The following is an 18,108-nucleotide window of genomic DNA, read 5'->3' on the forward strand; positions in this document are numbered from 1 at the left end:
AACTATGTGCAGGACGAAGCCAGCTGCGTGGTCTTCGGCATGCCGCGCATGGCGATCCAGTTTGGTGCCGCCCACGAAGTGCTGCCGCTCTCGCAGATTGCGCCGGCCGTGCTCAACCGCCTAGCCAATGCACCGGCTGGCGTGCGCCACCGCATCTGATCCACCTCCACCTCCACCTCCACCTCCACCTCTGCCTCTGCCTCTGCCTCTGCCTCGGTCCACATGAAAATCCGTCGCCTCTTCGCCCTGGTGCTGGTCCTGGTCACCACGCTCCCGCTGCTGTCTTCCGCCGATGTGCTGGGCACCCCCACAGGCCGGGTCGTGCTGAGCGTGAGCGGCAAGATCGAGGTGAAGAACAAAGGCGATGTCGCAGTGTTCGACATGGCCATGATTGAAAAGCTGCCCCAGCACAGCTTCACCACCCGCACCCCCTGGTACGACCGGCCGGTCAAATTCACCGGCCCGCTTCTGTCGGACGTGCTGTCCGCGGTCAAGGCCAGCGGCACCACGGTGAGCGCGGTGGCGATCAACGACTACAAGATCAACATCCCCGTCGAGGACATCGCCCAGCACGGTGTGCTCATGGCGCGCCTGATCGACGACAAGCCGATCCCCGTGCGCAGCAAAGGTCCGCTGTTCGTGGTCTACCCGTTCGACAGCTCGGCCCAGTTGCGTTCCTCGGTCTACTACGAGCGTTCGATCTGGCAACTCAAGGCACTGGACCTGCAATGAACACACGGCCAACCGGCCTTGGTGGCTGGCGCGTTGCGCACTGGGTAGCCGCCATCGGCGCCGCGCTGCTCGTGACCCTGACGCCACTGAGTTACATCCAGTGGAAACAGTTCAACCTGATGCAGGACGTGGCGATCAACCAGGTCGACTCCATCATGTGGCACTCCTACCAGCTCGAACGCGAGCTGGGCCACCTCGCCTACGCGGTGCACGGCTCGCTCGATCGCGACGCCACCGTCGAGCCCGACCTTCTGGTCGAGCGCTACGAGGTGTTCGTGAGCCGCATCTCGCTGGTCACCGACATGCCGCGCAGCGACCTGCTCAACACCACACCCGCCTATCGGGAGGCGATTCGTCTGTTGAACGCTTTCGTGGCCCAGGCCGACCCGCTGTTCGACGACCCGAGGGGTCTGCTGCAACAGCGCTCAACGCGCCAGGGGCTGATCCAGTCCATGGAGCGGCTGGAGCCCGCACTGGGTGAGCTCACGCGCGAGGCCAACCGGGCCACTGCCCGCTTTGTGGACGAACGCAACCTCCAGCTGCGCGAACAGGGCCGGGTGGTGATTGCGCTGGCGGGTCTGCAGGCCGCCGTGCTGCTGCTCTTTGTGGTGCTGCTGGTGCGCCACCTGCGCCGCCAGGTGGCGCAATACGAAAACCTGCAACGCATCAGCCGCGAGCTGACGGCAGCGAAAGACCAGGCGGAAGCGGCCAACCAGGGCAAGAGCGTGTTTCTGGCCAACATGAGCCACGAAATTCGCACTCCGTTCCAGGGCGTTCTGGGCATGCTCAACCTGCTCGACGAAACCCGGCTCTCGGGCCAGCAGCGCGACTACGTGCAGACCGCACGCGACTCGGCGCAACACCTGCTGGGTGTGCTCAACGACATCCTGGACGTCTCGACCATGGAGTCCGGCACGCTGCGCCTGGCGCCCGAGCCGGTGCGCCTGCGCTCGCTGGTGCAGGAGGTCGAAGGGCTGATGCGCGCCGCCGCGCGCGAGAAGGGCCTGGCGCTGCAGGTCGACATCGCACCCGACCTGCCCGAATGGGTCATGGCCGACCCCACCCGCGTGCGCCAGATTCTCTTCAACCTGCTGGGCAACGCGGTGAAGTTCACCAGCCAGGGCAACATCACGGCCCACCTGGCGCGGCTGGACGGCACGCCGGATGGCGTGTGCGTCACGGTGCAGGACACCGGCATGGGCATGGACGAAGCCACCGTGGCCCAACTCTTCACCCGTTTCTACCAGGCCGACAACTCGGTTCGCCGGCGCATCGGCGGCAGCGGGCTGGGGCTGGAGATCTCGCGCAGCCTCGTCACCATGATGGGCGGCAGCATCCAGGTCAGCAGCAAACCGGGCCAGGGCTCGCTGTTCACCGTGCACCTGTACTTGCCCGGGACCGAGGCGCCCGCGCTGGCCGCGCACACCCCCGAACGCTCGGGCCAGACACGCCGCCTGCGGGTGCTGGTGGCCGAAGACCATCCGATCAACCTGAAGTACATGCACATCCTGCTGGAGCGCATGGGCCACGAGGCGGTGTTCTGCGAAAACGGCCAGGAGGCCCTGCAGTTGCTGGCGCGCCAGCGCTTTGATGTGGTGCTGCTCGACTACCACATGCCGGTGCTCGACGGCATGGCCACCACCGCAGCCATCCGCGCGCTGGACGGCCCGAACCAGGACATCAAGGTGGTGCTGGTCACGGCCGACGTGGTGAACGACACGCGCCAGAAAGCGCTGGAGGTGGGCGTCAGCGAGTTCGCCAGCAAGCCCTTGCAATCGCAAGACCTGCAGCGCGCCTTGCAGCACTGCGGCCTGCTGGACGCAGCCACCGTGCTGGTGAACGATCCCGCTCCGGCGCCCGGGCCCGCTGCGCCTGCGCTGGACGATCTCGACGCCAGCGCGGCCGGGCTGATCGACACCGAGTCCTACACCGAGATCGTGTCGATGATGCCGCCCGACACCCTGGACGAGTTGCTGGGCACCCTGTTTGCCGCACCCGCCGGCAGCGTGCCCGTGCTCGTGGCCTCGCTGGCCGCGGGCGATGCCGATCAGATCGCCTACGACGCGCACAAGCTCAAGGGCACGGCCATGCTGCTGGGCTTTCGGGCGCTGGTGCGAACAGCGGCCCAGATCGAGCGCCTGGCCACAGAGGACAACGCGCCCTTGCGCCGCGAACTGGGCAACCAGCTGCTGGTGGACATGGAGCGCACGCAACACGCGCTGCGGCAGTTCGCGCCGACGGCCCCCGCTTGAGCACAACCGGCCGCCTCGGGTCCGCCTTCGGACCATAACGACAGGCGGTCGCTCAAGTCGCCACCGGGCAGGTCGAAACCAAGGTAGGCAGTGAAACCGGCGATCTGCGCCACAAAGCCCTGATTCATTGGGGTTTTGGGCAACAGCCACCGCAGGATGATCTGAACAGGCCAGCGAAATCGTTGCCGACCAAAACACCCCCGGAATCCCCACCAAGGAACCACCATGTCCAACCGCATGACGCTTGCCAGACGTCTCCTGCTCATCAACACCACGCTGATCGGTCTGCTGATCGCGGTGTCCCTCACGGTCTGGTTCATGATGGACAAGGTCATGGCCGCAGCCGACCGCATCAGCAAGACCAACGTGCCCCAGCTGGAGCTGATCGCCGAGCTGGAACTCAACGTCACCCGAACCTCGCTGCAGGTGCGCCACGCCATCCTCGCGCGCAATCCGCAGGAGCTGCAGGCCACGCTGGAAGACGTGGGTGCCAAGAAAAAACTGCTGACCGAAAAACTCGACGCGTTCGGCAAAGGCATGATCGACGAGGAAGGCCGCAAGGCGTTTGCCCCGTTGCCCGCCCTGATGGACGACTTCTGGAAACAGGGCTCGGCCAATGTGGCGCTGATCCAGGAGGGCAAGAAGGACGAGGCTTTCGCGTTCCTGGTGGACAAGACCATTCCCGCCCGCAACGCGCTGCTGGCACCGCTGGCCCTGGAGAAGAAGCGTCAGGGCGAACGCCTGCAGTTCCGCATTGGTGAGGTGAAGGAATTTTCAGAGCTGGACCGCGATGTGGTGATTGGCGCCGTGCTGGTGGTGGCGCTGGCGATGGTGGGCATGACGGTCTACCTGGGTCGGGTGACGCGGCAGCTCGGCGCCGACCCCGACCAGCTCAAGCGCGTGGCCGACGCGGTGGCACAAGGCGACCTGAGCGTGTCCATGGACCTGAAGCCGGGCGACACCACGAGCACCATGGCAGCGCTGCACACCATGACGCAGCGCCTGGCGCAATCGGTGAGCCGGGTGCGCACGGGGGCCGAGGGCGTGTCCAACGCCAGTTCCGAGATTGCATCGGGCAACGCCGACCTGTCCGGCCGCACCGAGAGCCAGGCCAGCGCACTGGAGCAGACCTCGGCCTCCATGGAAGAGCTCGGCTCCACCGTGCGGCAAAACGCCGACAACGCGCGCACCGCCAACCAGCTGGCGCAGTCGGCCTCCACCCTGGCCACACAAGGTGGCGAGGTGGTGAGCCAGGTGGTGACCACCATGAAAGACATCAACGACAGCAGCCAGAAGATCGCCGAGATCATCGGCGTGATCGACGGCATCGCTTTCCAGACCAACATCCTGGCGCTCAACGCCGCCGTGGAAGCCGCCCGCGCCGGTGAGCAGGGCCGGGGCTTCGCGGTGGTGGCCGGCGAGGTGCGCAACCTGGCCCAGCGCAGCGCCGAGGCCGCCAAACAGATCAAGAGCCTCATCTCCACCAGCGCCGAGCGCGTGGGCCAGGGCACCGCCCTGGTGGACCGCGCCGGCACCACCATGAACGAGGTGGTCGCAGCGATCCGCCGCGTGACCTCGATCATGGAAGAGATCAGCAACGCCAGCGCCGAGCAAAGCGCCGGTGTCGGTCAGGTGGGCGAAGCCATCACCCAGATGGACCAGGCCACGCAGCAAAACGCAGCGCTGGTGGAGCAGATGGCGGCCGCCGCCACGGGCCTGAGCACGCAGGCATCCGATCTGGTGAGCGCGGTGGCGGTGTTCAAGCTGAAAGGCTGAAGGGACGATGCCCCCACGCTCCGCCGCTGCGCGGGTCGCTGCCCCCCGAGGGGGCTGATTCACCTTGGGGCGGCCCGGCGGCGAATCTCTGCCCCCACGCTCCGCCGCTGCGCGGGTCGCTGCACCCCGAGGGGGCTGATTCGCCTTGGGGCGGCCCGGCGGCGAATCTCTGCCCCCACGTTCCGCCGCTGCGCGGGTCGCTGCCCAAACAGCTTCAGACTTTTTCGCTCAGCAGCGTGCCCACTTCCAGCGGAGCGACGCTGCTGTTGCCGTGCTCGTCGTAGGCAATCACCTCACCGCCGGGCACCTCGGGTGCAGCGGCGGTGGCCTCTTCGGGGGCGGGTGGCATCACCGGCCAGGGCATGCCGTCGGCCGCTGGTTGATCGGCGGTCGGTGCGTTGCCCGCTGGCTGGGGCAGCAGGCGGCGCTGAATGGTGGACGCGGCCACGGCCGAGAGGTCGGGCGCGGTGTCGCTCTGGTTGCCGGGCAAGGCATCGCCCTTGGGGTCCACGCCCAGGGCCTGGTCCACCACCGCTGCGCTGGCCGCCCACATGCTGGAGAGCACCTCTTGCAACCGGTCCATGGCCTTGCGGTGGCCGGCCTGGTCGGCTTCGGCCTTTTTCAGCGCCTGTTCGGCACGCTGTGCGGCGGCGTCCTGACGCGCCCGCACCGCGGCCTGGTCACCGGCCTGCGACGCCGATGACCGGGGCAACGAAGGCGCCACCGCGCCGGTCTCGTCGTCGGCCTCGGGCTTGCGGCCGGTCTCGCGCCGGGACTCCACATCGGTCTGCGCCTCGCGACCACCCGACTGCACCGGCTTGATCGCCGCAGTGGCCGAAACCGGCGCCACCGCAGTGGACGGCGGTGCAGGCCAGGACACGGGGCTGGTGGTGGAGATGTTGATCATGGCGGACCTCTCAAGTGGCCACCGGGCGCAAACATGCCCGGTGTTCTTGGCTCTCTATCGGCGCCCTTGAGCCGGACTTGAGGCTTCTTTTGGAAGTTTTCCCGGCCACGGCAGCCCAACCGTGCGCCAGCGAACACCCCTGGGACCACCCGACCACGAGAATGCGCCAGATGAATGCTCCACTGCACTTCCCGCCATGCTGTGCACCGCGTGAGCCCTGATTCGCGACACCGTGGACGCATCTGAACCCACTCGCTTGGCCTGTGCAGTTGCCACCTTCTTGTTTAGTTGCGACCATATTGTTATAGTCGCAACTTAATCATGAGCAACGCCCTCGCCATTGCAGCAGACAACGATGTGGACGGCCGTTGGGAAAGCCCTTCAGGCCCGATCCTCGTCGACGTGAAGCGGACCAACAGCATGCGGGATGTGCGAGGTGCACTGCTGGCGCTGGCCTACCGGGTCCGCAGTGAAGCGTCGACGAGCAAGGCTTTGTGCGTGCTTGTTGACACGCGTCTGTCCCAAGGCCGTCTGCAAGAGGAATTGCAGCGGCTGCGGGGTGTGCTCCATCCGGAAATCGCCGAAAGCGTCCACTTCCTGGTGGGCAAAGGCGTCCGGGGCCACGACCGGGTGGTGTTCAGCGGATCATTCGACAACGTTTCGAACGACTTCCGCGCGTGGCTCGAAGCATTGGTGACGACCGAACGCCTGCACAGCCACACGCCGCAACTGCCGGCGCGCCAGGTTGTTGTCACCACCCTGGCGCAGTTGCGCCTGTGGAACCAACCACCCGTGACGCTCAAGCATCTGCAGCAAACATGTGGCGTGAGCTATCCGACGGTTGCGACCGTGCTCAAGGAACTCGCCGACAAGGGCTGGCTGGAGAACTCTGACGAGCGTGGCGTCCGGTTGCGGCATCTGACGGTCGGGGAATGGATGGAGCTGGCACGTGACCATGCCAAACAACGCAAGGTGCACTTGTTCATCGATCCCACAGGACAGAGCTCGCCCGAACAGCTGGCCAAGCGTCTTGCACGCCTGCAGAGCGCAAACAAGCTTCCCCGAAGTGTCCGCATCGGTGGCGTTCTGGGCGCTGCCAGGCACTTCCCGGCGTTGGACATCACGGCCGCGCCGCAGCTGAACCTGACCGTCGAGACCGATCCCATCCGCGTCGCGGAAATGCTCGACGCCGGGTTGCGCCCAAAAACCCGTGCCGAGCAGCGGATTGCACTGGCTGTGCACGTCGCGCGAGACCCTTGGGTCATCACAGACAAGGGAACCACAACACAGGGAACGTGGGCCGGCGAACTCGAATGCCTGGCAGACCTCATCGAGATGGGTTTCGTGCGCGAGGCATCTGAAATGGCCCACCACATGGAGCTGACCAACAAGAAAGGCGATCCCACCACCTGACACCACTGACGCCCGACGCGGTGATGGCCCAGATTGCTGCGGCCCTCCCGGCAGAATGCCGACCGAACGTCATCATCATCGGCAGCCTCGCTGCGGGCCACCACTTCTTTGCAGGCGATGGTCAGCGAAGCATCCGCACGAAGGACGTCGACTGCATGTTCTCGCCATATGCGACGGCTGTCGCCGCCGCCGGGCAAGTGACCGAGCGCTTGCTGGAGGCGGCATGGCAACCCCGCAGGGAAGGCGGCTGGGGGGAGCCGGGGATCGAGCTCACCCCCGTTGACGACCTGCCGATGATCCGCCTCAAACCGCCAGCGCCGGGAGGAGCCGACTGGTTCCTTGAACTTCTCGGCGCTCCAGATGAGAACTGCGAGCAAGCCAAGACGTTTCAACGCGTGCAAACCAGCATTGGCCATTTTGCGATCTGCAGTTTCAACTACCTTGCTCTGGCGGAATGCAAGCCCATCGACACGAGGCACGGTGTGCGGATTGCACGACCGGAAATGATGGCACTGGCCAACATGCTCCACCATCCGAGGATCGGCCCGGAGCTCATCAAAGGCACCACCACCAAGCGTTCCAACAAGGACCTGGGGCGCGTTCTGGCACTGGCATGGTTGACCGCAGAGCGGGACCGCCGCAGCGGCACGGAAGAGCTTGACGCATGGGCAGAACGAATGGCCGACGCGCTGCGCGCGCGCTTTCCAGGCCGCGCAAGGCAGTTGGCGCAAAGCGCTGGCTCGGGCCTTCGTGAGCTGATGGACAGCGAAGGAGACCGCGACGAAGCGCTGTCGATCTGCAACAAAGGACTTCTCGCATCGATGGAGGTGAGCCGGGAAGCGTTCGCGGCCACCGGCCGGCGTGTCCTTCAGCAAGTCGTTGAACCGCTCGCCGAAGCGACCGGGGGTTGACAGCCCCATGCTGCACCTGGCCGCAGGCCAGGTCGACATCCTGTCACCCGTTCAGGGTTCCTCAGACGCGTCCACATGTGCCGGCCGCACGATCGTCACCGCCACCGGGCAGTGCTGCACCAGGTGCTGCGCCACCGAGCCCAGGCCGCGCTCGCCCTCCCCGCTGCCGTGGGCGCTCATGATCACCGCGTCGCAGGCGTGGCTCTCCACCAGTTCGAGCAGGGCGTGGGCCGGGTCGCCGCTCACCACCGCTTCTTCCACCAGCTGGCTGGCCGAGGTCAGCAGCGCAACGGCTGCGCGGATCAGGTCGTGTCCAGCGGCATCGCTCACCTCGTGCAGCACGTCGGGGTCGTGTGCGACCAACAGCTCGTACAGGTTGGGCGCTTCCTGCACGTTGGCCACCACGAAGCGGGCCTTCAGGCCCGAGCTCACCAGGCGCATGGCGTGGTAGGCCGCGTGCATGGACTGGGCGGAGCCGTCGACGGGGATGAGGATCTTGATCATGTGGGGTCCTTGGTGTGTCAAACCGGCCGCTCGTTGAGCAGGCACCAGTAGAGCTCGATGTGCTCGGCCACCTCGATGAACTTGTTGAAGCTGACCGGCTTCTCGATGTAGGAGTTCACGCCCAGATCGTAGGCGGTCTTGAGGTCGGAGTTCTCGCGCGACGAGGTGAGCACCACCACCGGGATGCGGCGGTACACGGGGTGCGATTTGAGCCGCTGCAGCACCTCCAGGCCGTTGACCTTGGGCAGGTTGATGTCGAGCAGGATCACGGCCGGCATGGCCTCGCCGGCGTCCCAGCGCACAAAGAAAGACAGCGCCTCCTCTCCGTCGCGCGCGACCTGGATGGTGTTGGAGAACTTCTTCTTGTTGAACGCGCGCAGCGTGAGGTCGAGGTCCATCGGGTTGTCTTCAACCAGCAGGATCGGTGGCAGCGAGGCGGGGGTGTTCATGCGGGAAACTCCAGATAGAAAACAGAGCCCTGTCCGGGCTGGCTCTCGGCCCACACGCGGCCACCCATGCGCTGCACGGCTTTGGCCACCAGCGCCAGGCCCAGGCCGGTGCCCTGGTAGTCCTCGGCGCGCTGCAGGCGTTGAAAGATGCCGAAGATGCGGTCGTGGTATTTCATGTCGAAGCCCACCCCGTTGTCGCGCACCCACAGGATACGCCGCGTGCCGTCGGTGCGGGCGCCGATTTCCACCTCGGGCTGGGTGGTGGCGCGGCTGAACTTGATGGCGTTGCCCACCAGGTTGCGCAGTACCACCGCCATGCCTTCGCGGTCGAGCTGCATGACCATGGGTTCGAGCTTGAGGCTCAGGCGCACGTGGGTGCTTTCGATGTCGGCGCTGAAACCTTCGATCACCTGCGCCACGAGCGCCGGCACATCGACCCGCTGGTGCTCCATGGTGCGGCGCTCCATGCGCGAATAGTCGAGCACGCCCGAGATCAGGTCGCCCATCTGCTGCACGCCCCGGCGGATGCGGCCCAGGAACTGGCGCCCCTCTTCGTTGAGGTCCTTGCTGTGTTCTTCTTCGAGCAACTGGCTGTAGCCGTCGATGCCGCGCAGCGGCGCCTTGAGGTCGTGCGAGACGGTGTACGAGAAGGCTTCGAGTTCTTCGTTGAGGCGGCGCAACTGGGCGGTGCGCTCGGTCACCCGCTGCTCCAGCTCGGCGTTGGTCTGCTCCAGGCTGGTCTGGGCCAGTTTGAGCTGGGTGATGTCGAGCAGCGTGCCGCTGAACTGGTGCAGGCCGGCTGTGACCATGGCCTTGCTTTGCACGCTGCCCCGAAACCAGCGCAGCGGCCCCATGTCGGGGTGACGGCGGAATTCGGCGGTGATCATCTGCTCGTTGCCGGGGATCGAGCGCATGAAGCGGTCGACCCGGTCGCGGTCCTCGGGGTGAATGCAGTCGAGGTACGCGTTCAGGTCCACCGGTGGCCCCAGCGCCGGGTCGCGGTCGAAGTTGCGGTACATCTGGCGCGACCACCAGATGTGGTGGGTCTGGGTGTCGTAGAGCCAGCTGCCCAGGCCTGCCATGGATTCGGCGAGTTCGAGCAGCTCTTTCTGTGTGCGGATCGCTGCTTCGGCCTGCAGCCGCTCGGTGATGTCCTTGATGGTGGCGAACAGGTGCTTGAGCGTGCCGTCGGGGTGGCGCACGGCGCGCACGTCGATCTCGGTGTGCACGAGGCTGCCGTCCTTGCGCACGAAGCGCTTGCGCATCTTGTAGTTGTCGGTGCGGTTGGCCAGCATCTCGTCGCGCAGGGCCAGGTTCTGGTCCAGGTCGGGCTGGGGTGTCATCTCGGCCCAGGTCTTGTTCAGCAGCTCGTCGCGCGTGTAGCCCAGGATCGCGCAGAGCTGGCTGTTGACCTGGATCCAGCGCGTGGAGCCGGGTGCCGAGATCGCCATGCCGATGAAGGGCAGTTCGTAGAACAGGCGCAAGAACTCGGCCTGCTCCTGCTGGGCCAGCTGCGCTTCCTTCTGGGCGGTGATGTCCAGCAGCACCCCGCTGATGCCGGTGAGCACGCCCTGGTTGTCGCGGGTCAGTGTGGTGCGGTCGTCCACCCAGACCCAGCGACCGTCGGCGCACCGCAGCCGGTATTCCTGGCGGTGTTCGTCGGGTCCGTGCTCGAAGTAGCGCGCCGCCTCGGCGGTGATGCCCACGAGGTCGTCGGGATGGATCAGGTCGGCGTACAGCACCTGGCCATCCAGCAGCGCCGAGGGCTGGTAGCCCCACTGCGCCACCGACTCGCTGATGTAGGTCATGGGCCAGCCGGGCAGGTTGTGCCACTCGACCACCACCACGGGCGAGCGGTCCACCAGATCGACCAGGTGCCGGATGCGCGCCTGGCCGACCTGCAGCCGCTGGGCCATGCGGTCGGCCTCGGTGCCGATCATGGCGAGCTCGTCGTGCCCTTGCAGCGCGGCGCGTGTCTGCAGATTGCCTTCGCCCATGCGCTTGAGGGCCAGCGCCAGGCGCTGGGCGCGGCGAAACCACACCAGGTGCACCACCAGCGCCAGCAGGCTGGCCAGGCCCAGCAGCAGCAGACCTTCGCGCACGGCCTCCTGCTGCATGTCGGCAAAACGCACAGCTTGCGGCAGCCGCAGGTCGACCACGGCAATCAGCCGCCGCCCGCTGGTGAACGGCACCACGCCGGCGAGTTGCTGCGTGGCCGGCAGGTGCACGACGCTGATGGCCACATCCGAAGGACCGTTGAAGACCAGGGTGGCGAGTGCGGCCAGGTCGGCGCGCTGGCGCAGCACGTCGCCAAAGGCCTGCCCGATGTCGGAGCGCACCAGCGAGGCCTGCACCACGCCGTTGGGCTGCAGCAAGTAGGTGTGCTGCATGCCGCTGTAGAGGCCCATGCCACCCACCAGCCGGCGCACCAGCGCCTGGTTCTCCATGCTGGTCTGCGCACTCAGGCGGCTCTGCTCCACGCTCAGGCGCTCGCGCAGGCGGCGTGTCTCCTGCTCCAGCACCTGGGCGCCGACCTTGCGGACCTGCACGACGTAGTTGATGGTCGACGCCGTGAGCGCAAACAGCACCAGCATGAGCGGGGCCAGCCAGCGCCCCGGCAGGGTCAGGCGCGAGGACAGCGACTTCACGGCGCCGTCCCGCCGGTGCGAAGGCGTTTCATGGCCGAGGCGTCAAGCAGTTGCTCCCAGCGTGGTGGGCGCCGGATCAGACCGATGTCGATGAGCGCGGTGGCCACGTTGCTGGCCTGAGCCACCAGCGGAGCCGGGTTGCCCGAGAGCTCGCGCTCGGACGCTTCCCGGGAATAAAACACCAGGCCACGCAGCACTGTCTCGTAGGCCTTGGGCGAGAGATCGGTGCCCAGCGCCAGCGATTGCGCCGCGCCCGGGGTGTCGAGCTGGAAGACGTGCAGGCCGGCATACCAGGCACGCAAGAGCGTGTCCACCGCATCGGGGCGCTGTTGCAGAACCTCGGCACGCACCACCAGCACGTCCAGGATCTCGCCGGGTATCTGGCTGCTGTCGAAAATGCGCCGGTAGCCCGCCACTTCCATCGAGCCGGCCAGGGGCTCGTAGGTCACCGCTGCGACCACGGTCCCCGCCTGCAGGGCCGCCTGGTGCTGGGCCACTTCGAGGTTGGTCACGCGCACGTCGGCACGGGTCAGACCGGCCTTTTGCAGCATGCGCTGCAGCAGCAGGGCGCCCACGGCCGAGTCTTCGACCGCGATGAACTCGCCCTTGAGCTGCGCCGGCGAGGCGATGCGGGGCGCGGCCATCACCACGTCGCCACCGTCGGAGGCATCGAGCATGGCGACGATGCGCACATCGATGCCGCTGTCGGCCAGGCGCAGCGTTTCGTCCAGCGTGAGCATGGCGGCGTCGAGCAGACCATTGCGCAGGTGACGCAAGGTCTCTGACGCCGACGGCAGCTCCACCACCCGCAACTGCCGGGAATCGGTCAGGCTCCGATCGCGTGCCAGCACCAGCGGGTCGTAACCCACCCAGGGGTTCATGCCCACCGTGAGCGGCGGTTCGACGGGCTCGCCGCAAGCCGCCAGTGCCAGCAGCACTGCAGCGCCCAGCACGCGCCAGCCACGGTGCAACCACCCGCCTTGCAGATCGCCTCTCCCTTGTTCACCCGCCCTCGATGGGCCTGCGCCATGTTTCATAAGCACGTGTTGTCGGTCCGCCAGGAAGCACAGGAACACTGGCAACATTCTGTTGCACATACCCTGCCCAGTGTAGAGCCCGGTGGTCGCGTTCGCGTCAGGAGAGCACAACACCGGGTCTTTCAGTGCGCAAAAAGTCCAGTGCACGCGAGCTCCCCACCCGCTCGACAGACTGAACCTTTGCCGCTCCATGTGAACTCACCCCGCATGATTGAAATTTCAGACCTCTGCATGCACTACCAGCTGGGCGCCGCACGCATCGACGTGCTGCGCTCGGTGAACCTCTCGGTGGCCGCTGGCCAGCGTGTGGCCATCACCGGGCCTTCGGGCTCGGGCAAAACGTCGTTGCTGCTGCTGCTCTCGGGCCTGGAGCGCCCGGCCAGCGGGCGCGTGGCCATCGACGGCACGGCGCTTGGCGGCATGGACGCCGACGCCCTGGCCGATCTGCGGCGCGACCGCATCGGCATCGTGTTCCAGTCGTTCCACCTGCTGCCCAGCCTGAGCGCGCTGGACAACGTGGCCCTGCCGCTGCAGATGGCCCACCGGCCCGACGCACACGAGCGCGCGGCGGCGCTGCTGCAACGCGTGGGCCTGGGCGAGCGCCAAGGCCACTACCCGAGCCAGCTCTCGGGGGGCGAGCAGCAGCGCGTGGCGATTGCGCGCGCGCTGGTGCACCGCCCGCGCCTGCTGCTGGCCGACGAGCCCACCGGCAACCTGGACGACCACACCGGCGAGGCCATTCGTGAACTGCTGTTTGAACTCAACACCGAGGCAGGCACCACGCTGGTGCTGGTGACGCACGACCCCAACTTCGCCGCGCGCTGCGACCGCGTGCTGCGCCTGCACGACGGCCACCTGAATGAAATGAAGACCACCGAGCGAGCCCTTGATGCGGTTTCTGTTTAGCCTGGCCTGGCGCGACCTGCGCGCCAGCGGCCGCCACCTGTGGATCTTTTGCGCCTGCCTGGTGCTGGGCGTGGCCTTGGTCACGGCCGGCGGCGGCTTGTACCGCCAGGTGGCGGGCGCGCTCACGAACGACGCGCGCCTGCTGTTCGGCGGCGACGTGGAGGTGGAGCAGACCGCGCCGCTCCCGCCCGAGGTGCTCGCGTGGATGAACGAGCGCGCCGATGTGTCGCGCCTGGTGGAGCTGCGTACCATGCTGCGCGCGCCCGATGGCCGCGCCCAGCTCATCGAGCTGCAAAGCGCCGACGCGCGCTACCCGCTGTACGGCACGGTGGAGCTGGCCCCGGCGGGTGACTTGACCGCCGCGCTGACCGAACAAAACGGCGTGTGGGGCGCAGCGCTCGACGCCACGCTCGCCCAGCGCCTCGACCTGAAGCCCGGCGACACGGTGGAGGTGGGCAACCTGAGCCTGCAGGTGCGCGCACTCGTGGTGCGCCAGCCCGACCGCAGCCTGCGCGCCGACTGGGGCGGCGCCCCGGTGCTGGTGGCCGACGGGGCCCTGGCCGCCACTGGCCTGGTGCAGCCGCTCAGCCGCGTGGAATACCACTACCGCGTGCGCACGCCGCAGCCCGCCGCCGAGTGGCGCGACGCGTTCATGGCGGCCTACCCCGACCTGCAGGCCGAGGTGCGCACCTTTGAAGAGCGCAGCGACCGCATGGCCGAGGTGTTGGGCCAGATCGGCTCGGGGCTCTTGCTCATCGGTTTCTCGGCGCTGTTCATCGGCGGGCTCGGCGTGTTCAACAGCGTGCAGGCCTACCTGCAGGGCAAGCTCGGCACGCTGGCCACGCTGCGCGCCGTGGGCCTGCGCGACGGTCGCCTGGCCGCGCTGGTGCTGCTGCAGATCCTGATGCTGGCGCTGCTCTCCAGCCTGGGCGGCGTGCTCATCGGCAATGCGCTCGCCTTGGGTGGCACGCTGGCCGCCGCGCAACAACTGCCCCTGGCGCCGCTGGTGGTGGGCCTGTGGCTGCCCTCGCTGGTGGGCCTGAGCTTCGGCGTGTTGACCGCGCTCTCCTTCGCGCTGCCTGCGCTGGGCCGCGCCTTGTCGGTCTCGCCGGCCGCACTGTTTCGCGGCATTGATGGCAATACGCTCAAGACACCGCGGCGCGTGTGGTGGCTCACCGGTGGCGTGGCCGCCATGGTGGGCGTCCTGGTGGTGGCCAGCGTGCCCGACGCACGTTTTGGCCTGGCCTTTGTGCTGGCCACGGTGCTGCTGCTGGTCTTGCTCGAAGGTGTGACGCGCGCGCTGCGTGGTCTGGCGCGCCGCCAGCTCCACCGAAGTGGTGCCGCGCTGCCGTTTGAATTGCGCCTGGCCATGGCCGGCCTGCAGCGCAGCGACTCCCCTTTGCGCGCCGCCCTGCTCTCGCTGGGTGCCGCGCTCACGCTGCTGGTGGCCTGCACGCTGGTGGTCACCTCGCTCTTGCGCACGGTGAACGAAACCGTGCCCGCCAACGCACCGGCCATGGTGTTCTACGACGTGCAGACCGAACAGATCCCGCTGCTGCAGGACACGCTGAAAACCCAGCCGGGCCTGCGCAAGCTCACCACCGCGCCGCTGGTGCTGGGCCGCCTGATCGAGGTGAACGGCGAGGTGCTGCGCGACAGCGGCGACGGTGAGCGCGTGCGCGAAGCGCGCGACGAGCAGAAGTTCAGCAGCCGCGCCGGCAACATCGACGACGTGGTGATCCGCGACGGCGCCTGGTGGCCCGCCGACCACCGCGGCGCGCCGCTGGTGGCCATGGAAGACCGCGAGGCCGACCAACTGGGCCTGAAGGTCGGCGACCAACTGACCTTCGAAATACTCGGCGCCCCGGTGCAGGCCGAGCTGGCCGCCATTTACAGCCAGCAGCGACTGCAGGCTCGCCTGTGGCTGGAAGGCATCTTCAGCGACGGCGTGCTCGACCCCTACATCACGCGCCACGTGGGCGCCGCCTGGCTGCCCGCGGACCAGGCCCTGGCCGCGCAAGACCAGCTGGCCGCCGCCGCGCCCAACATCGCCACCGTGCGCACCGAGTCGCTGTTGCGCGAAACACGCGCGCTCATGGGCCGCGCGAGCACGGGTCTGGCGGTGATCGCCGGCGTGTGCCTAGCGGCCAGCCTGCTGGTGCTGGCCAGCGTGGTGGCCAGCAGCCGCGCGCGCCAGGTGTTTGAAGCCACGGTGATGCACGCGGTGGGCGCGCGGCTCTCCAGCCTCAGGCGCGTGCTGTGTTGGGAATACCTGCTGCTCGCGGTGGTGACCGCCGGTTTTGCCATGCTGGCCGGCAGTCTGCTTGCCACCGGCTTGCTGCGCTGGCGGCTCGATCTCGACCCCATGGGCTTGTACTGGACCGGTGCGCTCACCGCCCTGGGCGTGAGCGCGGTCAGCCTGGGGCTGGGGGCGCGCTATCTGCTGGCGCAGATGCGCCTGAACCCCGCCATGCTGCTGCGCAGCGGCACCTGATCAGGCGGCGAGCGCCGGCTCCATGAAGGTGGCACCCAGGTGGCCGACCTTCACGTAAATCAGCGCGCCCTCAGGCCCGGTGAAGGGCGTGTGCTGGCTCCAGCGCGGGTTGCGCAGCCAGCTGTGCTGCGGATAGACACCGTGCTCGTCGCGCAGCACGCCTTCGAGCACAAAAATCTCTTCACCACCCGGGTGGCGGTGCGGGTTGAACTGCGTGTCGGGTGCCCAGCGCACCAGCGCCGTGTTCACGCCATCGTGGTCGTGCAGCGGCAACACCGTGAGGCCCGGCACGAGGCCGCGCCGCCAGGGTTCGTTGCGCGTGTCCACGCGCAGGGGGGTGAGGTCGTCGGCGGCGAACTGCCACAGCTTCACCAGCAACACACAACCCGGCCGGGAGAACGGCGCGTGGCGCGAGCCCGGCGGGTTGCGCAGGTAGGTGCCTGCCGGGTGGTCGCCGGTCTCGTCGGAAAACACGCCTTCGAGAACCAGGATTTCTTCGCCACCGCCGTGGGTGTGTGCAACAAAGCGCGAACCCGGCGCGTAACGCACCACGCTGGTGGCGCGCGCCACCTCACCGCCCACCCGGTCAAGCATGCGGCGCTCCACGCCGGGCAGGGGCGAAGGCTGCCAGGTGGCCGCGCTGGCCAGCTCCACGGCGCGCCGGGAAAAGTCGTCGTTGAGGTTCATGCAAAGGTCCGATCGAGCACCGGATTGCAGCACGACGGCGCCGGTTTTGCACGTGTAGGTCCTTCGTATTGCAAGGCGCGGCCTGCGTTGAAGGATGCGACACTCAACCATGAACCGACCACCAAGCGATACCGCCCCCGCGCCGATGCATGCACCCACCACCGGCAACGCGGTCGGCGAAACCGCTGCACCCATCACCGCACCGGTCGATCCGCTGTTCCTCGCGGCACCGCGTGTCTCCACCTTCCTGGGCAAGCAGCCGCTCACCAACGCCAGCGGCTTCTTTTTTGAACGCGACGACCGCCTCTTTCTGGTGACCAGCCGGCACGTGGTGATCGACGAAGACACCCAGCATTTCCCCGACCGGCTGGAGATCGAACTGCACCTGGACGCCACCAACCTCACGCGCTCCACCGGTTTTTCGATGCTGCTCTACAACGAAGGCGAAGCCGTGTGGCGCCAGGGCAAGGACAGCGGTGGCGAAATCGACGTGGCCGTGATCGAACTCGACCGCGCCGCGCTGCCCGACGAGTCGGTGATCCGCGCATTCAGCCCGGCCCACCTGTCCAGCAGCTTCGCCGACGTGCACCCCGGCGAATCCTTGCTGGTGGTGGGTTTTCCGCTGGGCTTTCACGACGCGCTGCACCACCTGCCGGTGCTGCGCCACGCGGTCATCGCCTCACCCTACGGCATCCGCTTCCAGGGCCAAGGCTACTTTCTGACCGACGCCCGGACCCACCGCGGCACCAGTGGCGCAGCCGTGGTCACACGAGACCCCAGCCCCGGCGACGAAACCGCCGCCCTGCCCTGGAAGTTGCTGGGCGTTCACTCGGCGCGCATGGACATGGGCGACCGCGACCTGGTGCTCGACGAATCGCTGGGCCTGAACTGCGCCTGGTATGCGGACATCCTGCTCACGCTGACCGAGCTGCGGGACAGCGAAACAGAAGACTGAACAGCCCATGCACCTTGGCACATGAAAAGTTGCCAGATTCGTCACGCCTCAGTCGCTTCCATCGCAGAACAGACTGGCCTGTTACCCCGGGCAGCATGCATTAAATGAGTTCTTAAGAACTACACTCCGCGGTCGTTTTGGGCGCTGTACGCGTCAAGAATCATCGTCAACAAGCAGGCTTCAAAAGCCGCTCCAGGGAGTGATGCATGAACAAGAACCGTCATCGCACGGTCTTCAACGCCGTGCGTGGATTGCGCATGGCCGTGGCCGAAACGGCGCGAGCCCTGGGCAAGCCCAATACCGTTGCCAGCACCGCAGCAGCCTTGACCGCTCTGGCCTTGCCCGCCCAGGCCCAGATCGCCGCCGACCCCGCAGCCCCGGGCTCCCAGCGCCCCACCGTGCTCAACGCGGCCAACGGCGTGCCGCTGGTCAACATC

16 protein-coding genes are annotated in these 18,108 nt (G+C 67.3%); 10 read left to right on the top strand and 6 right to left on the bottom strand.

The window, feature by feature from the left end; translation table 11 throughout:
* From ACN4F8_RS01425 to ACN4F8_RS01440, 4 genes are all read left to right on the top strand, one after another.
* Positions 1-159, top strand: a 159-nt coding sequence (locus tag ACN4F8_RS01425; RefSeq protein WP_419471959.1) for a chemotaxis protein CheB, incomplete at its 5' end; no start/stop codon positions are given.
* 63 nt (positions 160-222) lie between these two features.
* Positions 223-732, top strand: coding sequence for a hypothetical protein (locus ACN4F8_RS01430; RefSeq protein ID WP_419471945.1), 510 nt, complete (start codon positions 223-225; stop codon positions 730-732).
* Positions 729-2,984 (top strand): ATP-binding protein, encoded by a 2,256-nt coding sequence (locus ACN4F8_RS01435; RefSeq protein ID WP_419471946.1) that lies wholly within the window; start codon positions 729-731, stop codon positions 2,982-2,984. Before ACN4F8_RS01430 ends, ACN4F8_RS01435 begins: the two co-directional genes overlap by 4 nt.
* Positions 2,985-3,209: 225 nt before the next feature.
* Positions 3,210-4,760, top strand: coding sequence for a methyl-accepting chemotaxis protein (locus ACN4F8_RS01440; RefSeq protein WP_419471947.1), 1,551 nt, complete (start codon positions 3,210-3,212; stop codon positions 4,758-4,760).
* A gap of 214 nt (positions 4,761-4,974) precedes the next feature.
* On the opposite strand, the gene ACN4F8_RS01445 is transcribed toward ACN4F8_RS01440, so the two are convergent.
* Complete coding sequence (locus ACN4F8_RS01445; protein ID WP_419471948.1) at positions 4,975-5,667, bottom strand: hypothetical protein; 693 nt, start codon at positions 5,665-5,667, stop codon at positions 4,975-4,977.
* Positions 5,668-5,988: 321 nt separating this feature from the next.
* On the opposite strand from ACN4F8_RS01445, the gene ACN4F8_RS01450 reads away from it, so the two are divergent.
* On the top strand, positions 5,989-7,080 hold the full coding sequence (locus ACN4F8_RS01450) for a BlaI/MecI/CopY family transcriptional regulator (RefSeq protein ID WP_419471949.1): 1,092 nt from the start codon (positions 5,989-5,991) through the stop codon (positions 7,078-7,080).
* 23 nt (positions 7,081-7,103) lie between these two features.
* Entirely contained in the window at positions 7,104-7,991 is an 888-nt protein-coding gene (locus ACN4F8_RS01455; RefSeq protein ID WP_419471950.1) for a hypothetical protein, read from the top strand.
* A gap of 51 nt (positions 7,992-8,042) precedes the next feature.
* Here ACN4F8_RS01455 and ACN4F8_RS01460 read toward each other — a convergent pair whose 3' ends face one another.
* The 4 genes from ACN4F8_RS01460 to ACN4F8_RS01475 are packed head-to-tail and all read right to left on the bottom strand — an operon-like array spanning position 8,043 to position 12,629.
* A complete protein-coding gene (locus tag ACN4F8_RS01460) occupies positions 8,043-8,495 on the bottom strand; it encodes a universal stress protein (RefSeq protein WP_419471951.1) in 453 nt (150 codons plus the stop codon).
* Positions 8,496-8,512: 17 nt separating this feature from the next.
* Positions 8,513-8,944 carry a response regulator gene (locus tag ACN4F8_RS01465; RefSeq protein WP_419471952.1) on the bottom strand — a complete coding sequence of 144 codons (432 nt, stop codon included), beginning with the start codon at positions 8,942-8,944 and terminating at the stop codon, positions 8,513-8,515.
* Complete coding sequence (locus tag ACN4F8_RS01470; RefSeq protein ID WP_419471953.1) at positions 8,941-11,592, bottom strand: PAS domain S-box protein; 2,652 nt, start codon at positions 11,590-11,592, stop codon at positions 8,941-8,943. The genes ACN4F8_RS01465 and ACN4F8_RS01470 overlap by 4 nt, the downstream gene beginning before the upstream one ends.
* Positions 11,589-12,629 (bottom strand): ABC transporter substrate-binding protein, encoded by a 1,041-nt coding sequence (locus ACN4F8_RS01475; protein WP_419471954.1) that lies wholly within the window; start codon positions 12,627-12,629, stop codon positions 11,589-11,591. Before ACN4F8_RS01475 ends, ACN4F8_RS01470 begins: the two co-directional genes overlap by 4 nt.
* A 207-nt stretch (positions 12,630-12,836) precedes the next feature.
* Between ACN4F8_RS01475 and ACN4F8_RS01480 the strand changes: the two genes are divergently transcribed.
* Both ACN4F8_RS01480 and ACN4F8_RS01485 read left to right on the top strand, forming a co-directional pair.
* Entirely contained in the window at positions 12,837-13,535 is a 699-nt protein-coding gene (locus ACN4F8_RS01480; RefSeq protein WP_419471955.1) for an ABC transporter ATP-binding protein, read from the top strand.
* Complete coding sequence (locus tag ACN4F8_RS01485; RefSeq protein ID WP_419471956.1) at positions 13,519-16,029, top strand: ABC transporter permease; 2,511 nt, start codon at positions 13,519-13,521, stop codon at positions 16,027-16,029. Before ACN4F8_RS01480 ends, ACN4F8_RS01485 begins: the two co-directional genes overlap by 17 nt.
* Here the strand turns inward: ACN4F8_RS01485 and ACN4F8_RS01490 are convergent, their stop codons facing one another.
* On the bottom strand, positions 16,030-16,716 hold the full coding sequence (locus ACN4F8_RS01490) for a cupin domain-containing protein (RefSeq protein WP_419471957.1): 687 nt from the start codon (positions 16,714-16,716) through the stop codon (positions 16,030-16,032). It lies immediately after the preceding gene.
* Between the two features lie 145 nt (positions 16,717-16,861).
* Between ACN4F8_RS01490 and ACN4F8_RS01495 the strand changes: the two genes are divergently transcribed.
* Together ACN4F8_RS01495 and ACN4F8_RS01500 are read left to right on the top strand one after the other, a co-directional pair.
* Entirely contained in the window at positions 16,862-17,671 is an 810-nt protein-coding gene (locus tag ACN4F8_RS01495) for a S1 family peptidase (protein ID WP_419471960.1), read from the top strand.
* A gap of 206 nt (positions 17,672-17,877) precedes the next feature.
* Positions 17,878-18,108 (top strand): ESPR-type extended signal peptide-containing protein (locus ACN4F8_RS01500; RefSeq protein WP_419471958.1); only part of this gene is annotated, 231 nt, incomplete at its 3' end.

The sequence above is a fragment of the Hydrogenophaga sp. genome (assembly GCF_048549895.1).
In the GTDB taxonomy this organism is placed as follows: domain Bacteria; phylum Pseudomonadota; class Gammaproteobacteria; order Burkholderiales; family Burkholderiaceae_C; genus Hydrogenophaga.

Excerpts from the sequence above, each read along its gene's own strand:
- ACN4F8_RS01480 (WP_419471955.1), top strand. The coding sequence starts at position 12,837 with ATGATTGAAATTTCAGACCTCTGCATGCACTACCAGCTGGGCGCCGCA.
- ACN4F8_RS01485 (WP_419471956.1), top strand. The coding sequence starts at position 13,519 with ATGCGGTTTCTGTTTAGCCTGGCCTGGCGCGACCTGCGCGCCAGCGGC.
- ACN4F8_RS01495 (WP_419471960.1), top strand. The coding sequence starts at position 16,862 with ATGCATGCACCCACCACCGGCAACGCGGTCGGCGAAACCGCTGCACCC.
- ACN4F8_RS01475 (WP_419471954.1), bottom strand. The coding sequence starts at position 12,629 with ATGAAACATGGCGCAGGCCCATCGAGGGCGGGTGAACAAGGGAGAGGC.
- ACN4F8_RS01450 (WP_419471949.1), top strand. The coding sequence starts at position 5,989 with ATGAGCAACGCCCTCGCCATTGCAGCAGACAACGATGTGGACGGCCGT.
- ACN4F8_RS01435 (WP_419471946.1), top strand. The coding sequence starts at position 729 with ATGAACACACGGCCAACCGGCCTTGGTGGCTGGCGCGTTGCGCACTGG.
- ACN4F8_RS01490 (WP_419471957.1), bottom strand. The coding sequence starts at position 16,716 with ATGAACCTCAACGACGACTTTTCCCGGCGCGCCGTGGAGCTGGCCAGC.
- ACN4F8_RS01455 (WP_419471950.1), top strand. The coding sequence starts at position 7,104 with ATGGCCCAGATTGCTGCGGCCCTCCCGGCAGAATGCCGACCGAACGTC.
- ACN4F8_RS01460 (WP_419471951.1), bottom strand. The coding sequence starts at position 8,495 with ATGATCAAGATCCTCATCCCCGTCGACGGCTCCGCCCAGTCCATGCAC.
- ACN4F8_RS01440 (WP_419471947.1), top strand. The coding sequence starts at position 3,210 with ATGTCCAACCGCATGACGCTTGCCAGACGTCTCCTGCTCATCAACACC.
- ACN4F8_RS01445 (WP_419471948.1), bottom strand. The coding sequence starts at position 5,667 with ATGATCAACATCTCCACCACCAGCCCCGTGTCCTGGCCTGCACCGCCG.
- ACN4F8_RS01465 (WP_419471952.1), bottom strand. The coding sequence starts at position 8,944 with ATGAACACCCCCGCCTCGCTGCCACCGATCCTGCTGGTTGAAGACAAC.
- ACN4F8_RS01430 (WP_419471945.1), top strand. The coding sequence starts at position 223 with ATGAAAATCCGTCGCCTCTTCGCCCTGGTGCTGGTCCTGGTCACCACG.